The organism is uncultured Aquitalea sp. (assembly GCF_945957525.1).
In the GTDB taxonomy this organism is placed as follows: domain Bacteria; phylum Pseudomonadota; class Gammaproteobacteria; order Burkholderiales; family Chromobacteriaceae; genus Aquitalea.
The window spans coordinates 94,870-112,448 of sequence record NZ_CAMFLA010000011.1; the positions used below are offsets into that span (position 1 = coordinate 94,870).

Here is a 17,579-nt window from a genome sequence, read left to right on the forward strand (position 1 = left end):
CGCCAGCACATAACACTCCTCAGATAAAAATGAACAAAGCGTCAAATTCATTGCTTCGGCGTTATGGTTTTGATCATAGATGCGAGATTGATCATAGTCAATATTTGATCAAATACAGCAGTCGCAAAACCACATCACAGCAAAGGTGGGCTATGGTATGCTTTCGGCAAACAAAAACCGCCACTGCTCACCACCCATGAAAACACCCGCCTCATCCACGCTTCAGGACGAAACCTACGAAACCCTGCGCCAATGGCTCTCGCTGGGCCGGTGGCTGCCTGGCGAGCGACTCAAGATCAAACAGCTGGCTCAGGACATGAGCGTGGGCGAAATGCCCGTGCGCACCGCACTGCAAAGACTGGTGGCGGAAAAAGCGCTGATCAACATCCCCAACTGCGGCGTCACCGTCCCGCAGCTGTCGCGCGCCCAGTTTGACGACATCCTGCAAACCCGCATGCTGCTGGAAGGCGAAGCGGCGGAAAAAGGCGCGCGCAACCTCAGCGCCAATGACCGTCAGCTGCTGATCGACCTCCACACAAAGATGGCGGCCTCCATCGCCACCCACGATGTGAAAGGCTACCTGGACGCCAATGAAGTGTTTCACGTCACGCTGTATCGCGCTTCCGGTTCGCCGCTGCTGCTGTCGCTGATTGAGAACGTCTGGCTGCACGTCGGCCCCATCTCCAATCAGCTGCATGGCGACCCCTATGTCTGGTCCAGCATGAACGATGCCCACGACGATTTGATGAAAGCACTGGAGCGCAACGACCCCGTTGCAGTGCGCCGTGCCATCGAGCGCGACCTCTTCGTCGCCGGCCAGTACCTGAAGACGCTCTGCAACTGAATTACCCACTTTTCCCCCTGGCGGCGCCGAAGTTTCCGAAACGCCGCCTGCGAGGTAAAGTCATGACATTCATTTAGACTGCCGGCCACGTCGCACTGGAATCCAGCCAGGCCGCGCCGGGCAGCGTTTCAGTCTCGCCAGGCCGCGCGGCGGCCTTTGTACAGGTTGTCATCATGCAGCAGCCCTACCGGTTTACCTCACTGCTCCGGCTCCTGGCCGGGCTTCTGGCTGCGCTGCTGCTCCTCGCCTCACCCACCCTCGCCGCCAACAACTGGCTGCAAGAACACCGAGCTTGGCGTGTCGGGGTGGTGCTTCAAGCCCCCTACGCTCAGTTCAACCCGCGCAGTCGCCTGCTGGAAGGCGCCGACGTGGAAGTCATGAGTCTGCTGGCCGGCCAAATGGGCCTTACATTGCAATGGCGCGCCTACAACACCCAGACCGAGCTTGACCGCGCCGTGCGCAATGGCGAGGTGGATGTCTCGCCCGGCATGCTGCAAACGCCCAACACCCTGCGCGACTGGCTGTTCTCCCAACCCTATCTGCGCGTGCCGCACAAAATTGTCGGCTTCCCGGACGGCGGGGGCAACGCCGTGGACCTGGATCGCATCTCGCTATCCGAGCGACTGGCCATGGTTGGCAACAGCGACGCGGTGAAGTTTGTGGCGCGCAACTACCCGGAACTGCAGCGCCTGCCGGTCCCCAGCGAGCGCGATGCCTTGCAGATGGTCAATACCCAATATGCCGAGTACGCCATCATCGACGAAGCGCAACTGGCTACGCTGCTGAAAGAGCCGGAGTTCTCCCGCCTCGCGGTAGTCGGCGACCTGGGTTACACCCACCTGCTTCGCATCGCCGTGCGCAAGGACTGGCCGGAACTGCCCCCGCTGCTGGACAGGCAACTGCAATCCATCGCCGGCGACCGGCTGGAGCAGTTGTACGCCCGCTGGATGCTGCCCAGCTATCCCCGCCTGATTGATTCGCTGCTGTTCTGGCATCGCATCACCCTGCTGCTGACCTTGCTGGCCGCCGGCCTTGCCGTACTCTGGCTGCGCCAGCGACGCCAACGACGCTGGACTGAACGCCGCCTGCTGAGCACTCGCCAGGAACTGGAAGCGCGCGACCGCGCGGAAGAGTCCCTGCGACTGACCCAGTTCTCCATCGACAACAGCACGGTGGGCATCTTGTGGGTGAGCTGGGACAGTCGCATCCGCTACGCCAATCAGGCGGCAGAAACCATGCTGGACTACTCGGCGGAGCGTTTGCTGAACCTGCCCATCAACACCCTGGAACCCAACCTCACCCCGGAACGCTGGCTGGAACTGTGGAACCAGCTGCGCAGTCGTCAGCCGGTCAGTCGCTTCGAAACGCACTGCCTGAAAGCCGACGGCCAGCTCCTGCCGGTGGAGGCCACGCTCAGCTTTTTGAAGTTCGGCCTGACCGAATACCTGGTGGTCTACCTCAGCGACATCACGGAACGGCAGCAGGCGCGTGAAAAACTGGAAGAGAGTGAAGCCCGCTTCAAGGGCATGGCTTCCAATGTGCCGGGCGTGGTGTTCCGCATGGAGAAAGCAGGGCCCGGTCATCAGGCGCGACTCGCCTTTGTCAGCGACGCCAGCCAGAGCATGCTGGGGATGACGCCGCTGGACATGCTGAGCCTGAGCGGTGGCTGGCAAACCATCATCGCGCCGGAAGACCTCTCTGGTTTCCTGCAAAACTGGCAGTTGGCCGAAGACGAGCAACGCGATTTCCAGTGGCAAGGGCGCATTCGCGACGCCGGCGGCCAACCACTGTGGGTGGACGTGAAGGCCACCGTGCGCTGCTTTGACGACGGCCATACCGTCTGGGACGGCATTGTCTGGGACATTACCCGCAACAAGCAGAACGAAATCATGCTGGCCGAATCGCGCGCCCTGCTGCGCAGCCTGTCCGCGCACCTGGAATCCGTGCGCGAAGAAGAAAAGGCCCGCATTGCTCGCGAGGTGCATGACGAACTGGGACAGGTACTCACCGCGCTGCGACTGGAAACCACCATGTGCGAACTGGGCTACGCCCATCAGGACGCAGGCCTGTCCGAACGCCTGAGCGCCATGAAAAAACTGATCGAGCAAACGTTCCAGCTGGTGCGCGACATTGCCACTGCGCTACGCCCGCCCGTGCTGGACGCCGGCATCGGCTCTGCCATCGAGTGGCAAGCGCGGCGTTTTGAAAAGCGCACCGGCATTCCCTGCCTGATTTCCGTGCCAGACAGCCCGCTCCCGCTTTCCGACGCCCGCGCCATTGGCGTATTCCGCATCCTGCAAGAAGCCCTGACCAACGTGATGCGACATGCCGAAGCCAGTACGGTCAGCGTGGCGCTGACCCAGCAGAACGGCATCATCACGCTCAGCATCGCCGACGACGGCAAGGGCTTCGATCCGGACGCCCACCGCCAGCAGCGCTCTTTCGGCCTGGTGGGCATGCGTGAACGCGTCTTGCTGCTGGGCGGCGAACTGCTCATCGACAGCCAGCCCGACCAGGGCACCACCGTCACCATCCGCCTGATGGCGGACGAATCCGACGCCACCGCAAAGGAAACCGCGTGATCCGCGTAACAATTGCCGAAGACCACAAGATTGTCCGCGAGGGCATCAAGCAACTGCTGAGCATGGCGCCGGACATCTCCGTAAGCGGCGAAGCCACCAATGGCGCGCAGCTGCTGGACACGCTGCGGCAGTCGCCCTGCGACGTTCTGCTGCTCGACATTTCCATGCCCGGGGTCAACGGGCTGGAAAGTATTCCGCGCATCCGCGCGCTGGACAATCCACCGGCCATTCTGATGCTGTCCATGCACGATGAAGTGCAGATCGCCGCCCGCGCGCTCAAAGCCGGCGCCGCCGGCTACTCCACCAAGGACAGCGACCCGGCGCTGCTGCTGACCGCCATCCGCAAAGTGGCTGGCGGCGGCCGCTACATCGACCCCCAACTGGCGGACCGCATGGTGTTTGAAGTGGGGCTCACCGACTCCCGCCCGCCGCACGACCAGCTCTCCGAGCGCGAATACCAGGTATTCGAGCGGCTGGTGCACGGCGCCAATATCAACGACATTGCCCAACAGCTCAATATCAGCGCCAAGACCGTCAGCACGCACAAAGTGAGGTTGATGCAGAAGCTGCAGGCACACTCGGTAGCCGACATGGTGCGTTACGCCATCGACCATAAGCTGATCTGAGCCGCCCGGCCGGAGCAGCCCGCTTCGGCCAACCCTTCCGCCATCCCTCATCCCTGTAGGGATTTCCCTACACCACACTATCGGAATCGCTTAGGCGAAAATCCGTAGCACGCCGATATTCCAATCTGATGACGGTTTCTACAATCACTCCATCAACTTAATCAAGTTACAGGAGTGGTCATGGCAGGCACGGTCGCAAGCGATATCCTGGTTCGCTTCAAAAATGTACAGAAGAGCTATGACGGCGAATCCCTGATTGTGAAAGATCTCAATCTGGACATCCGCAAAGGCGAATTCCTCACCCTGCTCGGGCCGTCCGGCTCCGGCAAGACCACCAGCCTGATGATGCTGGCCGGCTTTGAAACCCCCACCTCCGGTGAAATCCTGTTGGGCGAGCGTTCGCTGAATCGCGTGCCGCCGCACAAGCGGGACATCGGCATGGTGTTCCAGAACTACGCACTGTTTCCGCACATGACCGTGGCGGAAAACCTGGCCTTCCCGCTCAAAGTGCGCGGCATGGACAAAACCGATGTCACCGAGCGCGTGAAGCGCGCGTTGTCCATGGTGCAACTGGACAAGTTCGCCAACCGCTATCCAGGCCAGATGTCCGGCGGCCAGCAACAGCGCGTGGCGCTGGCTCGCGCACTGGTGTTCGAACCCCAACTGGTGCTGATGGATGAGCCGCTGGGCGCGCTGGACAAGCAACTGCGCGAACACATGCAGATGGAAATCAAGCACCTGCACGAACGCCTGGGCGTTACCGTGGTGTACGTCACCCACGACCAGAGCGAAGCGCTCACCATGTCGGACCGCGTGGCCGTGTTCCACCAGGGCGAAATCCAGCAAATCGACAGCCCGCAAGCACTGTATGAACACCCGCGCAACACCTTTGTGGCCAACTTCATCGGCGAAAACAACCGCCTGCATGGCCGCATGATCAGCCGCGAAGGCGATCGCTGCTCCGTAGGCCTGGAAAACGGCGAAGTAGTAGAAGCCGTCGCCATCCACGACGCCGCCCCCGGCCAGCCGGTTTCCCTGTCCATCCGCCCGGAGCGCATCCAGCTGGGCGGCATGCCGGAGCACAACCGCTTCTCCGGCCGCATCCGCGAATTCATTTATCTGGGCGATCACGTCCGCATTCGCCTCGAGGCTTGCGGCAACCCCGGATTCATCGTGAAACAGCCCATCTCCACGCTGGACCCCAAGCTGTCGGTCGGCGACGTGGTGCCCTTGGGCTGGCATGTAGAACACGTAAGAGCACTCGATCCTGTCACCGTGGCCGAGTAAGCGTGTAGCCCCAAAACAATAGGAGAAATATCAATGGAGATCTCTATGAAAGCTCTGTCTCTGGCAGTAGTCGCAGCATGTTGTATACAGGCCGCGCAAGCAGGCGACCTGACTGTCATTTCCTTTGGCGGGGCCAACAAGGCTGCCCAGGAAAAGGCTTACTATGCCCCGTTCACCAAAGCCACCGGCGTGAAGGTTGTCGGCGGTGAATACAACGGCGAAATGGCCAAGGTGAAAGCCATGGTCGATACCAAGAGCGTGTCCTGGGACGTGCTGGAAGTGGAATCCCCGGAACTGGCCCGCGGCTGCGATGAAGGCATGTTCGAGAAGCTGGACTACAGCAAGATCGGCAACAAGGCCGACTTCGTGCCCGGCGCCGCCCAAACCTGCGGCGTAGGCATCTTCGTCTGGTCCACCGTACTGGCCTACAACGCCGACAAGCTCAAGGTTGGCCCGACCAGCTGGAAAGATTTCTGGGATGTGAAGAAATTCCCGGGCAAGCGCGGCATGCGCAAGGGCGCCAAGTACACCCTGGAAGTGGCCCTGATGGCCGACGGCGTTGCGCCGAAGGATGTGTACAAGGTGCTGGCCACCCCGGCCGGCGTGGACCGTGCCTTCAAGAAACTGGATCAGCTGAAACCGAACATCCAGTGGTGGGAAGCCGGCGCGCAACCGCCGCAGTATCTGGTATCCGGCGACGTGGTGATGAGCTCGGCCTACAACGGCCGTATCGCCAACACCCAGAAAGAAGGCAAGAACCTGAAGATCGTCTGGAACGGCGGCATGTACGACTTCGATTCGTGGGCCATCCCGAAGGGTTCCCCGAACAAGGACGCCGCGCTGAAGTTCATCGCCTTCGCCAGCAAGCCTGAAAACCAGAAGGTGTACTCGCAGGAAATCGCTTACGGCCCGACCAACAAGAAAGCCGTTGGCATGCTGGACAAGAAGGTAGCCGAAAACCTGCCGACCGCGCCGCAAAACATCAAGAACGGCGTGGCCGTTGATGTGGCCTTCTGGGCCGACTTCGGCGAAAGCCTGGAACAGCGCTTCAACGCCTGGGCCGCCAAGTAAGTCCTAAGCGCAGCATTGCCCCGCGCCTGGCGCGGGGCTTTTCCCACCCCTTCACTACCGGAGCCGGAAGAATGACCGCTTCCTCTGCACCATCCACCGACATGGCAGCCATCCTGCCGGAGGCCGGCCGTTCCCTGAAACAGAAGCTGGCGCGCGCCGAGCGGATGAACAAATTCAAATCCCAGCTGCTGATCCTGCCGCTGGTGCTGTTTCTGTTGCTGGTGTTCGTCGCCCCCATCGCCGCGCTGCTGTTCAAGAGCGTCAACAACCCCGAAGTGGTTGAAGCGATGCCGCAAACCATCAAGGCCGTCAGCCAGTGGAGCGGTCGCGCCCTGCCGCCGGAAACCGCCTACGCCGCCCTTGCCAAGGACATCGAACAAGCCCGGGACAACCAGAAGCTCGGTGATCTTGGCAAGCGCCTCAACATGGAAGTGGCCGGCTATCGCAGCCTGCTCAACAAAACAGCCCGCGCGCTGCCGATGGACCCTGCGCCCAAATCCTACAAGGACGCGCTGACCCAAGTGGATGAACGCTGGGGCGACCCGGCATACTGGCAAGCCATCCGCCGCAACACCACCACGCAAACCCCGTTCTACCTGCTAGCCGCCGTGGACCACCGGATTGACGACCTGGGCGAAGTCAGCCGCTCCTCGCCGGACCAGGCCATTTATCTCGACATCTTCACCCGCACTTTCTGGATGAGCCTGGTTGTCACCGCCATCAGCCTGCTGCTGGCCTACCCGCTGGCCTACCTGCTGGTGAACCTGCCCACTCGCACCAGCAACCTGCTGATGATTCTGGTGCTGCTGCCGTTCTGGACCTCCGTGCTGGTGCGCGTGGCGGCATGGATCGTGTTGCTGCAGTCCGGCGGCCTGATCAATAGCACCCTGCAAGCACTGGGACTGATCGATCACCCCTTGCAGCTGGTGTTCAATCGCACCGGGGTTTACATCTCCATGGTGCACATCCTGCTGCCCTTTATGATCCTGCCCATCTACAGCGTGATGAAAGGCATTTCGCCCACCTACATGAAAGCCGCCATCTCGCTGGGCAGCCACCCCTTCGCCAGCTTCTGGCGAGTGTACTTCCCGCAAACTGTGGCGGGCATCAGCGCCGGCGCCCTGCTGGTGTTCATCCTGTCGATCGGCTACTACATTACTCCGGCGCTACTGGGCAGCCCCAACGACCAGATGGTCAGCTACTTCGTGGCCTTCTACACCAACACCTCCATCAACTGGGGCATGGCCACCGCGCTGGGCGCGCTGCTGCTCACCGCCACCATGGTGCTGTACATCGTTTACAACTGGCTGGTCGGCGCCAAGAGCCTGCGCCTGGGCTAAGAACGAGAAAGGAACACGATCATGCTGAACCCGACCATGTCGCCCATCGAAAAGGTGTGGTACTTCGCCCTGCGCATCCTGAGCGGCTTAACCTTGCTGTTCCTGATCCTGCCGGTGCTGGTGATCATTCCGCTGTCTTTCAACGAAGGCTCCTTCCTGGTGTACCCGCTCACCGGCTTCTCGCTGCGCTGGTACCAGGACTTGTTCACCTCCCCAGAGTGGATGCGCTCCATGCAGAACAGCATGATCGTGGCGCCCGCCGCCACCGTGCTGTCCATGGTGCTGGGCACGCTGGCCTCCATCGGCCTGACACGCGGCGAATTCCGCGGCAAGTCGCTGGTGATGTTCCTGCTGATCTCGCCCATGGTGGTACCGGTCGTCATCGTCGGCGTGGCCAGCTACCTGTTTTTCGCGCCGATGGGCATGGACAACAGTTACAGCACGCTGATTCTGGAGCATGCGGCGCTGGGCGTACCCTTTGTCATCATCACCGTGACCGCTACGCTGCAAGGCTACAACCACAACCTGACCCGGGCAGCAGCCAATCTGGGCGCGTCCCCGCTGACCACGTTCTTCCGCATCACCCTGCCGCTGATCGCCCCCGGCGTCATCTCCGGCGCACTGTTCGCCTTTGCCACCTCCTTCGACGAGGTGGTGGTAACCCTGTTCCTTGCGGGCCCGGAACAGGCCACCCTGCCGCGCCAGATGTTCAGCGGTATCCGCGAAAACCTGAGCCCTACCATCGCCGCAGCGGCCACCTTGCTGATCGGCTTCTCCATCCTGCTGCTGTTGACGCTGGAATGGCTGCGTGGCCGCAGCGAGCGCATGCGCACCGCTTGATCCATTTTGCTGTAACCACTCTCTGTTTGGACCAGTACTCGGGCCGGTTTTGCCGGCCCTTTTTTTGCCCGCCGCCTTCCATTAAGAGATTGTCAAATATCAATTCAGCAACCACTTAAGGTTGCAATCCCACGCCAGCCGTTTACTATTCGTATAACTTGCGTTAGTCATGCCCCTTATCCGCTGCGTACCTATGCGATTCCTACCATTCTGCGCCCTCGCAGCCATCGTCAGCTGCAATGCCTCGGCCGCGCCCGCCAACACAGCCACTTGGGAATACCAAGTCAAGAAAGGCGACTCGCTGTGGTCGTTCGCCGACATGCACCTATCATCCGCCGCCTACGTGCCGCGCCTGCAAGCGCTGAACCATATTGGAGATCCCTATCGGCTGACGCCCGGCAGCGTGATCAAAGTGCCTTACCCTTGGGTGAAGCAGCAGCCTTCCGCAGCGCGCATTGAAGAGATGTCCGGCGAGGTCAGCGCCAAGGACGCAGCCGGCAAGCCGCTTCCGGTAGGCAAGGAGCAACGCTACGGCAAGGGAGTTCAGTTCCAAACCGGCGCCGACTCCATGCTCAAACTGCGCTTTGAAGATGGCTCCACCCTCACACTGAGTGCCAGTTCGTCGGCACAGCTGCAAACCCAGATTTACTACCCGACCACCGGTTCGGCCAACACCGAAATCCTGCTTGACAAAGGCGGTGCCGGCAGTTCGGTCATCCCGAACATCCTGATGCCCAACCGCTACCGCATCAAGACGCCCTCCGCCGTCACCACCGTGCGCGGCACCGAGTTTCGCGTTACCGCAGACAACATCGAGTCCAGCGCTACCGAGGTCCTGCGCGGCAAGGTGAATGTCAGCAATGAAAAGAAGCGCAAACAGTCGGTGGATGTGCCCGCCGGCTTCGGCACCATCGCCGACAAAAACGGTGGCCCAGGCAAGCCGGAGGCCCTGCCACCGCCACCAGACTTGCAAAGTCTGCCACGCGTCAGCCAGTTCAACCCGCCGCTACTGCAATGGCAAACTTCGGCCAACGCCGCCGCATGGCATTTGCGTCTCAACGGCCCAGGCGCCGACGGCAAGCTCATCAGCGACCGCACCGTGCGCCAACCTGCCTTCTTCCCGCGCCTGCCCGGCAATGGCGAATACACACTACAGGCCCGCGCGCGCAGCCAAAGCGGCCTAGAGGGTGCGGACGCCGAACATCGTTTCGTTCTGCAGGCTTACCCACAACCGCCATTACTGCTGGCTGCCGCCGACGCAGAGGTACGCGGACAAACGCTGAAGGTTCGCCTCAGCGGCCCGGAATCGCAAACCGTACTGATCCAAGTATCGCGCAGCGCGGACTTCTCCAGCATGCTGCCGCCTGTTACTGCCCATGCCGCCGAGTCGGATATCGAATTGCCGGAAAAGGGCAAATGGTTCTGGCGCGTAGCGCGACTGAATGCGGACGGCAAGCCCGGTCCCTTCTCGGATACGCAGTCCGTCATGACCAAAACGTTATTCAGCAGCATCGCCGACAGTAAGCCCACGCTGCTTGGTCGGCGCTACCCGTTGCCCGGAGCCCGCTACACCCTGCAACTGGCGAGCGACCCGGCAATGAAGGATGTCCGCTACAGTCAGACGCTGGACCAGCCCAGTTGGGACCTCTCCACACTGCCGCATGGCCAGCTCTATGCACGCATCCAGGTGGAAAACAGCGACGGTTATCACGCCACGGAGTCGATAGAATCGGTAAACATTGAGTGAGCAATGACATAGAATGCACACATGTCCGCCACTCTGAAACAAAGACTCGCCTTTCTACTGCCGCTTTTGGCCGGCGTCATCGGTGCTCTGCTGTCGCTGACCGGCGCTTTGCAGCGACCCGACAATTGGTTCTACGACACCATCGTCAGCCACCAGAGCTACAGCCAGAAGGCCGACGATCCCATCATCATCGAAGTCGACAATCGCAGCCTGGCCGAGCTGGGACGCTGGCCCTGGCCGCGCGAGCTGCACGCCCGCCTGATTGACCAATTGCAGCTGGCGCGCGCGGTTGGCATGGACATCGCGCTATCGGAAAGCACCCTCAGCAGTCCGCGTCCGGATGAAGCGCTTGCCGCCGCCATGCGTCGCAACGGCAAGGTAGTGGTGCCGGTCTTTCCCGAAACCGCCGGCAACGGCCTGGATGAGACGCGGCCCATCCCCATACTGGCCAACGCAGCCAATCGCTTGGGACACACCGATTTTGAGCGCGATAGCGACGGTGTGATCCGCCGCAGCTATCTGCAAGCCGGCCTGGGCAGCCCGGACTACCCCAGTTTCGCCAAAGCGGTGCTGGACGTTGCCCGACGCCTCCCCGCCCCGGCGCTGCAATCCGCCCACAGTGGCGGCGACAGTTGGGTGCGCAAGGACGAAGTGCTGGTGCCTTTCCGCAGCGGTGTAGAACCCTTCCAGCGGCTCTCCTACATCGACGCCCTTACTGTTGCCACACCCGAGACCTTCCGCGATCGCATCGTCTTGATAGGAGCAACCGCCGCCGGCTTGGGCGATCAACACGCCACGCCCGTTTCGGCCAACGCCAGCGGCATGTCGGGTGTGCTCGTCAATGCTTTCCTGCTGCGCGGCTTGCAAGACGACAATCTGATCAGCCCCAGCAACCCTTGGAGCGTAGCCCTTGCGGTATTGCTGCTGATCGCCCTGACAGACTTTGCGCTGTCCCGCTGGGGCAACCGCCGCAGCGTGGTGCTGTACTATCCCGCAGCCGCGATTGCCATCGGCATCGGCAGCTTTGCGCTGTTGGCCAGCGGCTTGCTGTGGTTTCCACCCACGCCCGCCATGCTGGTGCTGCTTGCCATCGGCATGCTGCGCTTCATGGCTCGGCAGGCCAGCCTACAAACCCTGGCCACTACCGACGGCCTGACCCAACTGGCCAATCGACGCCATTTTGACGAAGTGTTCCAACCCGCCATCGAGCGCCACCGACTCAGCGGGCAGCCATTGGCGCTGGTACTGATGGATATCGACCACTTCAAGCTGTACAACGATCAGTACGGACACTATGCCGGCGATGCGGTACTCAAGCGGGTGGCCAACGTGATGCGCGACTGTTTCCAGGGCAAAGCCGCCTTGCCGGCCCGCCTGGGCGGCGAAGAATTCGGCGTACTGCTCACCGGCATGGACATGCCGGGTGCCATGGAGGCTGCCGAGCGCTTCCGGCATCAGCTGGAAGCGCTGGACCTGCCACATGTAGGCAGCCCGCTTAATCGCGTGACTTGCAGCGTGGGCGTTGCCGCCCGCGTACCCCGCAAGACGGACACGCCGCAATCCATTTACGAAGACGCCGACGGCGCGCTCTACATCGCCAAACGCTCCGGCCGCAACGTGGTCAGCCCGGCATCCAGCTGAGGCCAAACGCACTGGCGCGGCAAACAAAAAGGCAGCCATGACGGCTGCCCTTTGCATTTTCGCATGCGCAAATTCAGTCTTGCGGACACAATACCTGCCAGTCATCAGCACCCACCGTCAGATGACAAGCCAGACGCCAATGCCCCGCCAACCCGGACCATACCGCTTGCCGCGCCTGCTCAGCGCTCACCAAACCTGCGCGCAGCATCACATTGCGCTCTTTGCCGCTCAGCATCACCTCGCCATCCTCGCCCACGGGCGTCACCCTCACCTTGCACGTACCGCAGGTCCCCTGCCCGCAGCGCCAGTGCAGGGGCACATCGCACAATCGCGCCACATCCAGCAGAAGATCGCCCGGCGCGGCGTCGGCTTCGGCCAACAGCGCGCCCCCCGTGTCGACAAAACGGATCAGCGGCAAACTGCTACTCCAGCAAAATGAAAGCCAGGCTGTCGCCTGGGCGCACCACCTGTCCTGGCGCCAACCTTACCAGACCATCCGCCCAAGCGCAGGAAGTCAACACGCCTGAACCTTGATGCGCAAACCGTTCCAAGCGCCAGGCACCGTCGCGCAGCACACGGCGCACCCGCAAAAATTCTTCCCGCTTGGCATCAGGACGCGACCAATCGAAGTCTGCAACATAGCGCTGCGGGGGTTGCTCCACGGCCATCAAGCCCTGAGCCCGTTGCAGGGCGGGCTTGACCATTACGTGGAAAGTCACAAAACCAGACACGGGGTTGCCCGGCAAGCCGACAAACACTGCCTCGCCCACGCTGCCGCTGGCCAGCGGCTTGCCGGGCTTGATGGCAACTTTCCACAAGTCCAGCTCGCCCGCCGCCTCTACCGCGGCCTTGACGTGATCCTCTTCGCCGACAGACACTCCGCCGCACGTCATGATCACGTCCGCCAGGCCCGCGGCCTCCTCCAGCGCGTCTCGCGTCGCGCCGAAGCTGTCGGGGATGATGCCAAAATCCGTCACTTCGCAACCCAGTCGCATCAACTCGGGCACCAGCCAGTACCGGTTGGAGTTGTAGATCTGCCCTGCGGAAAGGACCGCGCCCGGCTCCACCAACTCATCGCCGGTAAAAAACACCGCCACGCGCAGCGGACGACGCACGACCAGCTCAGCCACGCCAATGGACGCAGCCAGGCCGATATCCGCCGAGGTCAATTTTCGCCCCGCCTGCAGCACTACCGCGCCGCGACGGATGTCTTCGCCGGCGCGGCGGATGTTTTGCCCGGCCTGCAACGGCGGCTTGAACCATACCGAGCCATCGGCAGCCGGCTCGGCCAGCTCTTGCATCACCACCAGATCGGCCCCCGGCGGTATCGGCGCGCCGGTGAAAATACGCGCGACGGAGCCCGCCGCCAGAGCTTGCGGCACGCTGCCGGCCGGAATGCGCTGAGATACCGGCAATGCCACGCCTGCGTCGGCAAGCCGCAAGGCATAGCCATCCATGGCGCTATTGTCATGCGGCGGTACATCAATGCCGGATACAAGATCTTCGGCCAACACCCGGCCCAGCGTTTCCAACAAAGGCAAGCTTTCCACGCCGGACACCGGCTTGGCGCGCTGCGACAGCAAGGCTTGCGCCTGATCAACAGTCAACATGGGGGAAATTTTCCAGCAAGCTAAGAATGAAAGCGGCGACGCCATCGGCATCGTCCCGCAGAAAGACAGGAAGAGAACTTGGCGCGGCCTGATCGCAAACCAGCGCCAGCACATTCGGATCATCCGGGTGCAGACGCGGCTTGCCTAGCCGACTGTCGTAGACTTCGATCTTGGGCACAGTTGCCTGTTTGAAGCCTTCGGCCAACACTAGGTCACAAGGCCGGAGCATGGCGACATGACTCATCAGCGGCAAATCGTTGCCGCCCGGCAGCTCATCGCTCAACAGCCTGCGCCGCGGCGTCACCAGCATCACTTGCGCCGCGCCGGCCTCACGGTGACGCCAGCTATCCTTGCCGGGAGTATCCCACTGCACATCGTGATGCGTATGCTTGATGACCGCTATGTCGAGGCCGGCTGCACGGAGGCGCGGCAGCAATTTTTCGATCAGCGTGGTTTTGCCGCAGCCGGAGTAACCAGCCACTCCCAGAACGTACATAGGCTTGAGTCCGCCAAGAATGCCAGCGGCGATTTTACCATGCGCCCCGTCAACGCACGCTAGACCAGCCGAACTAGACTGATCGCTCCAGGCGGATGGCGGGAATGGCTGTAACGGGGAAATGTTCAGGCAGCACGCGGGTAGTGGCCAGACTGGTCTTCAGGCGCCTCGAAGCGCTTCCAGTCGACAATCATCACCTGGGTCAGGCCGCAGTCTTCGGCCAACTGCGCCTCAATCTCTTCCAGCACCTGATGGCTGTGTATCGTGCCGTTGATCGCCACTTCGGCGCGGCGCATCACCGTATCGTCCGGCGTGACAAACCAGATGCAGTAACGACTCATACGGGGCCCCTTGGGAAGTTTCCTTTTCACACTATCGGCGCAAGTGCGGGAAAACTTCAAGCCAAAGCGTTTGTCATGGCGCGGAAAACAGCTTTTTGGCAACAGACCGGCAGTTTCAGGCCAGCCAGTCGGCCAAAACCGACCATTGCCGCCATTTTTCCTCCAGCGGCAAGGTATGAGCCGGACTAGTAGATGGCAACGTGAGCACGGTCAGCCGGGCAGCAGCCTCGCCCAGCTGCCGCAGCCCGATGCGCGCAGCGGTCTGCCCATTGAAAGCCACCACCCGCAAACCAGGCAAGCTATCGATCAGGCGACTCAAATCATTGCCTGACACCTCCCGCAAGTCGGCATCCAGACTGCCTTTGCGACTGGCCTCCGCCACCACGTCCCACAGACCGACCCCTGCCGTCTTGAGCACGGACAGCCTCGCCTCGTAACCTAGATCAACCAGAGAGGAATCCAGCAGACGGCCCATGATGGGCCAGAAGTGATTACGTGGATGAGCATAATACTGCGCCGCCTTGAGCGAGGCATCGCCTGGCAGCGAACCCAGCACCAGCACCCGCGTAGCCGGACTGACCACCGGCGGAAAGCAGCGTTTGTTCTGATCCATATGAATCAGAACAGCTGGCCTTGCTGCAATGCCAGTTGCCGCTTGACCGGGCCAAAGCTCTGCCGGTGCACGCCCGGCAGCACGCCGTATCGGGCTATGGCAGCCTGATGCTCCTGGGTGGGATAGCCCTTGTGGCGGGCGAAACCGTACTGCGGATGCGCGGCATCCAGTCGCACCAATTCCGCATCGCGCGCGGTCTTGGCCAAGATGGAGGCGGCAGAAATAGCCTGTACCTTGGCATCCCCCTTGACGATGGCCTCCGCCGGCAAACGCAATTGTTTGGGTACGCGATTACCGTCGATTTGCACGGCGTCCGGCTGCGTGGCCAAGCCTTCTACCGCGCGGGACATCGCCAGCATGGTGGCATGCAGAATGTTGAGCTTGTCGATCTCTTCGACACTGGCAACGGCAATGCACCACGCCAGCGCATCCTGCTTGATCCGCTCGGCCAATGCATCGCGGCGGGCCTCGGTCAGCACCTTGGAATCAGCCAGGCCCATGATGGGCTTGGCCGGGTCGAGAATGACGGCGGCAGCATACACCGCCCCCGCCAGCGGGCCGCGCCCGGCCTCGTCCACGCCGGCAATCAGCGACATTTCGCCTCCAGCAGCACCGCATTGGCCGCCAGCGCGGCGGTATCCTGCTTCAGCTGCAGATGCAAGTCAGTGAAGGCTTGCACCATCTCCGCCCTGGCGGCCGTATCTTCGTACAGACGCACCATCTCCGCAGCCAGCTTGTCCGGCGTGGCATCATTTTGCAGCAGCTCGGGCACGACGAAGCGCCCGCAGAGGATGTTCGGCAAACCCACGTACGGCAAACGGATCTTGCGCTTCACCAGCCAGTAGGTCAGTGTGGACAGCTTGTAGCTGATCACCATCGGCCGCTTGGCCAAGGCCACTTCCAGCGTGGCGGTGCCGCTGGTTACCAGCACGGCGTCGCTGGCTATCATCGCCATCTGCGCGTGACCAAACAGCTTGCGGATGGGCAGTTCCCAAGCGCGATGCTTGGTCAGCAGGCGATCAAAAATATCCATGGTGGCGCGCGTCGCCAAAGGCACCAGGAAGGTGACATCCGGATAGCGCGCGAGCAGTCGCTTCGCCGCCTCGATGAACAGCGGGCCCATGTAATGCAGCTCGCTCTTGCGACTGCCCGGCATCAAGGTAAAGATCGGCCCGATGCGCGGCAGGCCAAGCTGTTCACGCATGGCGCGCATATCGGGCTCAAGCGGAATCTCGCTGGCCAGCGGATGGCCGACATAACTCACCGGCACGCCAGCCTGCTGATACAGCGGCGGCTCCATCGGGAACAGGCACAGCACGCGATTCACCAGTTTGCCGATACGCTGTACCCGCTCAGGCCGCCAGGCCCAGACCGACGGGCTGACATAATGGATGGCCGGAATGCCAGCGGCCTTCAAAGCGCCTTCCAGCGCCATATTGAAGTCCGGAGCATCGACGCCGATGAACACATCGGGCCGCTCCGCCTTGAGCTGGTCGCGCAGGCGACGACGGATGCGCAGCAGCTCGGGCAACACCCGCAACACCTCCGCATAGCCGCGCACCGCCAGCTTCTCTTGCGGCACCACGCCGTGAAAGCCTCGCGCCTCCATGCGCGGACCGCCAATGCCGGCGAACTCGATATTCTCGTGTCGCGCCTTGAGCGCATCCATCAAATGCGCCGCCAAAAGATCGCCTGAAGCCTCGCCGGCTACCATGGCCACCTTCAGCGCCCCCGTGCGCGTGAATAATGGCTGCGACATGATCAGCGAATGATGCCTCGTTCGGATGAGTTGAAAAAGCGCACGAAAGGTTCAAGCTCAGGCTGCCCCTTTTGCGCCTCGGCGAGAATGCCTTGCTTGGCCTCGTCGTAGCTCAAACCTTGGCGGTACAGCGACTTATACACGTTGCGGATATTGCGGATCTGCTCCGGCGTAAAGCCACGGCGCTTCAAGCCTTCGGCATTGATGCCGGACGGCACGGCGCGATTGCCGTGCGCCATCACGTACGGCGGCACATCCTGCGCCACGGCGCTGGCGAAAGCGGTCATGGCGTGATCGCCGATGATGGTGAATTGGTGCACGCTGGTGAAACCGCCCAGAATCACCCAGTCGCCAATATGCACGTGGCCGGCCAGCGTGGCGTTGTTGGCGAAAATGGTGTTGCTGCCCACCTGGCAATCATGACCCAGATGCACATAGGCCATGATCCAGTTGTTGTTGCCCAAGCGGGTCACGCCCACATCTTGCGCCGTGCCGATGTTGAAGGTGCAAAACTCGCGGATGGTGTTGTTGTCGCCGATCTCCAGCCGGGTAGGCTCGCCGGCGTATTTTTTGTCCTGCGGGATCGCGCCCAGCGAGGTGAACTGGAAGATGCGGTTGTTCTTGCCAATGCTGGTATGGCCTTCAATGACCACGTGCGGCCCTACCCAGGTGCCGCTATCGATGCTGACATCCGGACCGATGATGGAGTACGCGCCGATTTCGACATCAGAGGCGATGCTGGCCTTGGGATCGACGATCGCGCTGGGATGAATCGCCATGGA

At 61.8% G+C, this 17,579-nt stretch carries 17 protein-coding genes; 9 read left to right on the forward strand and 8 right to left on the reverse strand.

Annotation, left to right across the window (positions count from 1 at the left end):
* Positions 1-196: 196 nt before the first annotated feature.
* The 9 genes from Q0P52_RS12140 (at position 197) to Q0P52_RS12180 (ending at position 11,978) form a co-directional block, all read left to right on the forward strand.
* Entirely contained in the window at positions 197-844 is a 648-nt protein-coding gene (locus Q0P52_RS12140) for a GntR family transcriptional regulator (RefSeq protein ID WP_293762693.1), read from the forward strand.
* 173 nt (positions 845-1,017) lie between these two features.
* Positions 1,018-3,426, forward strand: a complete 2,409-nt coding sequence (locus Q0P52_RS12145; protein WP_293762695.1) for a sensor histidine kinase — start codon at positions 1,018-1,020, stop codon at positions 3,424-3,426.
* Positions 3,423-4,052: a response regulator transcription factor gene (locus Q0P52_RS12150; RefSeq protein ID WP_293762697.1), complete on the forward strand. Its 630-nt coding sequence runs from the start codon at positions 3,423-3,425 to the stop codon at positions 4,050-4,052. The genes Q0P52_RS12145 and Q0P52_RS12150 overlap by 4 nt, the downstream gene beginning before the upstream one ends.
* 180 nt (positions 4,053-4,232) lie before the next feature.
* Positions 4,233-5,339 (forward strand): ABC transporter ATP-binding protein, encoded by a 1,107-nt coding sequence (locus tag Q0P52_RS12155; RefSeq protein WP_293762700.1) that lies wholly within the window; start codon positions 4,233-4,235, stop codon positions 5,337-5,339.
* A 45-nt stretch (positions 5,340-5,384) separates the two neighbouring features.
* Entirely contained in the window at positions 5,385-6,410 is a 1,026-nt protein-coding gene (locus Q0P52_RS12160) for an ABC transporter substrate-binding protein (RefSeq protein ID WP_293762703.1), read from the forward strand.
* Between the two features lie 71 nt (positions 6,411-6,481).
* The gene (locus tag Q0P52_RS12165) at positions 6,482-7,750 is read left to right on the forward strand and encodes an ABC transporter permease (RefSeq protein ID WP_293762705.1); all 1,269 of its coding nucleotides are present in this window, start codon (positions 6,482-6,484) and stop codon (positions 7,748-7,750) included.
* A 21-nt stretch (positions 7,751-7,771) separates the two neighbouring features.
* Positions 7,772-8,590, forward strand: coding sequence for an ABC transporter permease (locus Q0P52_RS12170; RefSeq protein ID WP_293762707.1), 819 nt, complete (start codon positions 7,772-7,774; stop codon positions 8,588-8,590).
* 193 nt (positions 8,591-8,783) lie between these two features.
* Entirely contained in the window at positions 8,784-10,337 is a 1,554-nt protein-coding gene (locus tag Q0P52_RS12175) for a FecR domain-containing protein (RefSeq protein WP_293762709.1), read from the forward strand.
* A 21-nt stretch (positions 10,338-10,358) separates the two neighbouring features.
* Entirely contained in the window at positions 10,359-11,978 is a 1,620-nt protein-coding gene (locus tag Q0P52_RS12180) for a CHASE2 domain-containing protein (protein ID WP_293762711.1), read from the forward strand.
* Between the two features lie 73 nt (positions 11,979-12,051).
* Here Q0P52_RS12180 and Q0P52_RS12185 read toward each other — a convergent pair whose 3' ends face one another.
* The 8 genes from Q0P52_RS12185 to lpxA all read right to left on the reverse strand — a co-directional run bounded on the left by Q0P52_RS12185 (position 12,052) and on the right by lpxA (position 17,576).
* Positions 12,052-12,396 carry a 2Fe-2S iron-sulfur cluster-binding protein gene (locus Q0P52_RS12185; protein ID WP_293762713.1) on the reverse strand — a complete coding sequence of 115 codons (345 nt, stop codon included), beginning with the start codon at positions 12,394-12,396 and terminating at the stop codon, positions 12,052-12,054.
* Between the two features lie 4 nt (positions 12,397-12,400).
* Entirely contained in the window at positions 12,401-13,588 is a 1,188-nt protein-coding gene (gene glp, locus Q0P52_RS12190) for a gephyrin-like molybdotransferase Glp (protein WP_293762716.1), read from the reverse strand.
* Positions 13,575-14,084 (reverse strand): molybdopterin-guanine dinucleotide biosynthesis protein B, encoded by a 510-nt coding sequence (mobB, locus tag Q0P52_RS12195; RefSeq protein ID WP_293762718.1) that lies wholly within the window; start codon positions 14,082-14,084, stop codon positions 13,575-13,577. The genes glp and mobB overlap by 14 nt, the downstream gene beginning before the upstream one ends.
* Positions 14,085-14,209: 125 nt before the next feature.
* A complete protein-coding gene (locus tag Q0P52_RS12200; protein ID WP_293762721.1) occupies positions 14,210-14,425 on the reverse strand; it encodes a hypothetical protein in 216 nt (71 codons plus the stop codon).
* A gap of 115 nt (positions 14,426-14,540) precedes the next feature.
* A complete protein-coding gene (locus Q0P52_RS12205; RefSeq protein ID WP_293762724.1) occupies positions 14,541-15,038 on the reverse strand; it encodes a DNA-deoxyinosine glycosylase in 498 nt (165 codons plus the stop codon).
* Between the two features lie 5 nt (positions 15,039-15,043).
* Positions 15,044-15,634, reverse strand: a complete 591-nt coding sequence (rnhB, locus tag Q0P52_RS12210; RefSeq protein WP_293762727.1) for a ribonuclease HII — start codon at positions 15,632-15,634, stop codon at positions 15,044-15,046.
* Entirely contained in the window at positions 15,625-16,797 is a 1,173-nt protein-coding gene (gene lpxB, locus Q0P52_RS12215) for a lipid-A-disaccharide synthase (protein ID WP_293762730.1), read from the reverse strand. Before lpxB ends, rnhB begins: the two co-directional genes overlap by 10 nt.
* Before the next feature lie 2 nt (positions 16,798-16,799).
* Complete coding sequence (gene lpxA, locus Q0P52_RS12220; protein ID WP_293762732.1) at positions 16,800-17,576, reverse strand: acyl-ACP--UDP-N-acetylglucosamine O-acyltransferase; 777 nt, start codon at positions 17,574-17,576, stop codon at positions 16,800-16,802.
* Between the last annotated feature and the right edge of the window lie 3 nt (positions 17,577-17,579).

What these genes read in the sequence shown, in the direction of transcription:
- rnhB (WP_293762727.1), bottom strand. Translation starts at nt 15,634, where the DNA reads ATGTCGCTGATTGCCGGCGTGGACGAGGCCGGGCGCGGCCCGCTGGCG.
- Q0P52_RS12145 (WP_293762695.1), top strand. Translation starts at nt 1,018, where the DNA reads ATGCAGCAGCCCTACCGGTTTACCTCACTGCTCCGGCTCCTGGCCGGG.
- Q0P52_RS12140 (WP_293762693.1), top strand. Translation starts at nt 197, where the DNA reads ATGAAAACACCCGCCTCATCCACGCTTCAGGACGAAACCTACGAAACC.
- Q0P52_RS12180 (WP_293762711.1), top strand. Translation starts at nt 10,359, where the DNA reads ATGTCCGCCACTCTGAAACAAAGACTCGCCTTTCTACTGCCGCTTTTG.
- Q0P52_RS12165 (WP_293762705.1), top strand. Translation starts at nt 6,482, where the DNA reads ATGACCGCTTCCTCTGCACCATCCACCGACATGGCAGCCATCCTGCCG.
- mobB (WP_293762718.1), bottom strand. Translation starts at nt 14,084, where the DNA reads ATGTACGTTCTGGGAGTGGCTGGTTACTCCGGCTGCGGCAAAACCACG.
- Q0P52_RS12200 (WP_293762721.1), bottom strand. Translation starts at nt 14,425, where the DNA reads ATGAGTCGTTACTGCATCTGGTTTGTCACGCCGGACGATACGGTGATG.
- Q0P52_RS12205 (WP_293762724.1), bottom strand. Translation starts at nt 15,038, where the DNA reads ATGGATCAGAACAAACGCTGCTTTCCGCCGGTGGTCAGTCCGGCTACG.
- Q0P52_RS12155 (WP_293762700.1), top strand. Translation starts at nt 4,233, where the DNA reads ATGGCAGGCACGGTCGCAAGCGATATCCTGGTTCGCTTCAAAAATGTA.
- Q0P52_RS12170 (WP_293762707.1), top strand. Translation starts at nt 7,772, where the DNA reads ATGCTGAACCCGACCATGTCGCCCATCGAAAAGGTGTGGTACTTCGCC.
- glp (WP_293762716.1), bottom strand. Translation starts at nt 13,588, where the DNA reads ATGTTGACTGTTGATCAGGCGCAAGCCTTGCTGTCGCAGCGCGCCAAG.
- lpxA (WP_293762732.1), bottom strand. Translation starts at nt 17,576, where the DNA reads ATGGCGATTCATCCCAGCGCGATCGTCGATCCCAAGGCCAGCATCGCC.
- lpxB (WP_293762730.1), bottom strand. Translation starts at nt 16,797, where the DNA reads ATGTCGCAGCCATTATTCACGCGCACGGGGGCGCTGAAGGTGGCCATG.
- Q0P52_RS12175 (WP_293762709.1), top strand. Translation starts at nt 8,784, where the DNA reads ATGCGATTCCTACCATTCTGCGCCCTCGCAGCCATCGTCAGCTGCAAT.
- Q0P52_RS12160 (WP_293762703.1), top strand. Translation starts at nt 5,385, where the DNA reads ATGAAAGCTCTGTCTCTGGCAGTAGTCGCAGCATGTTGTATACAGGCC.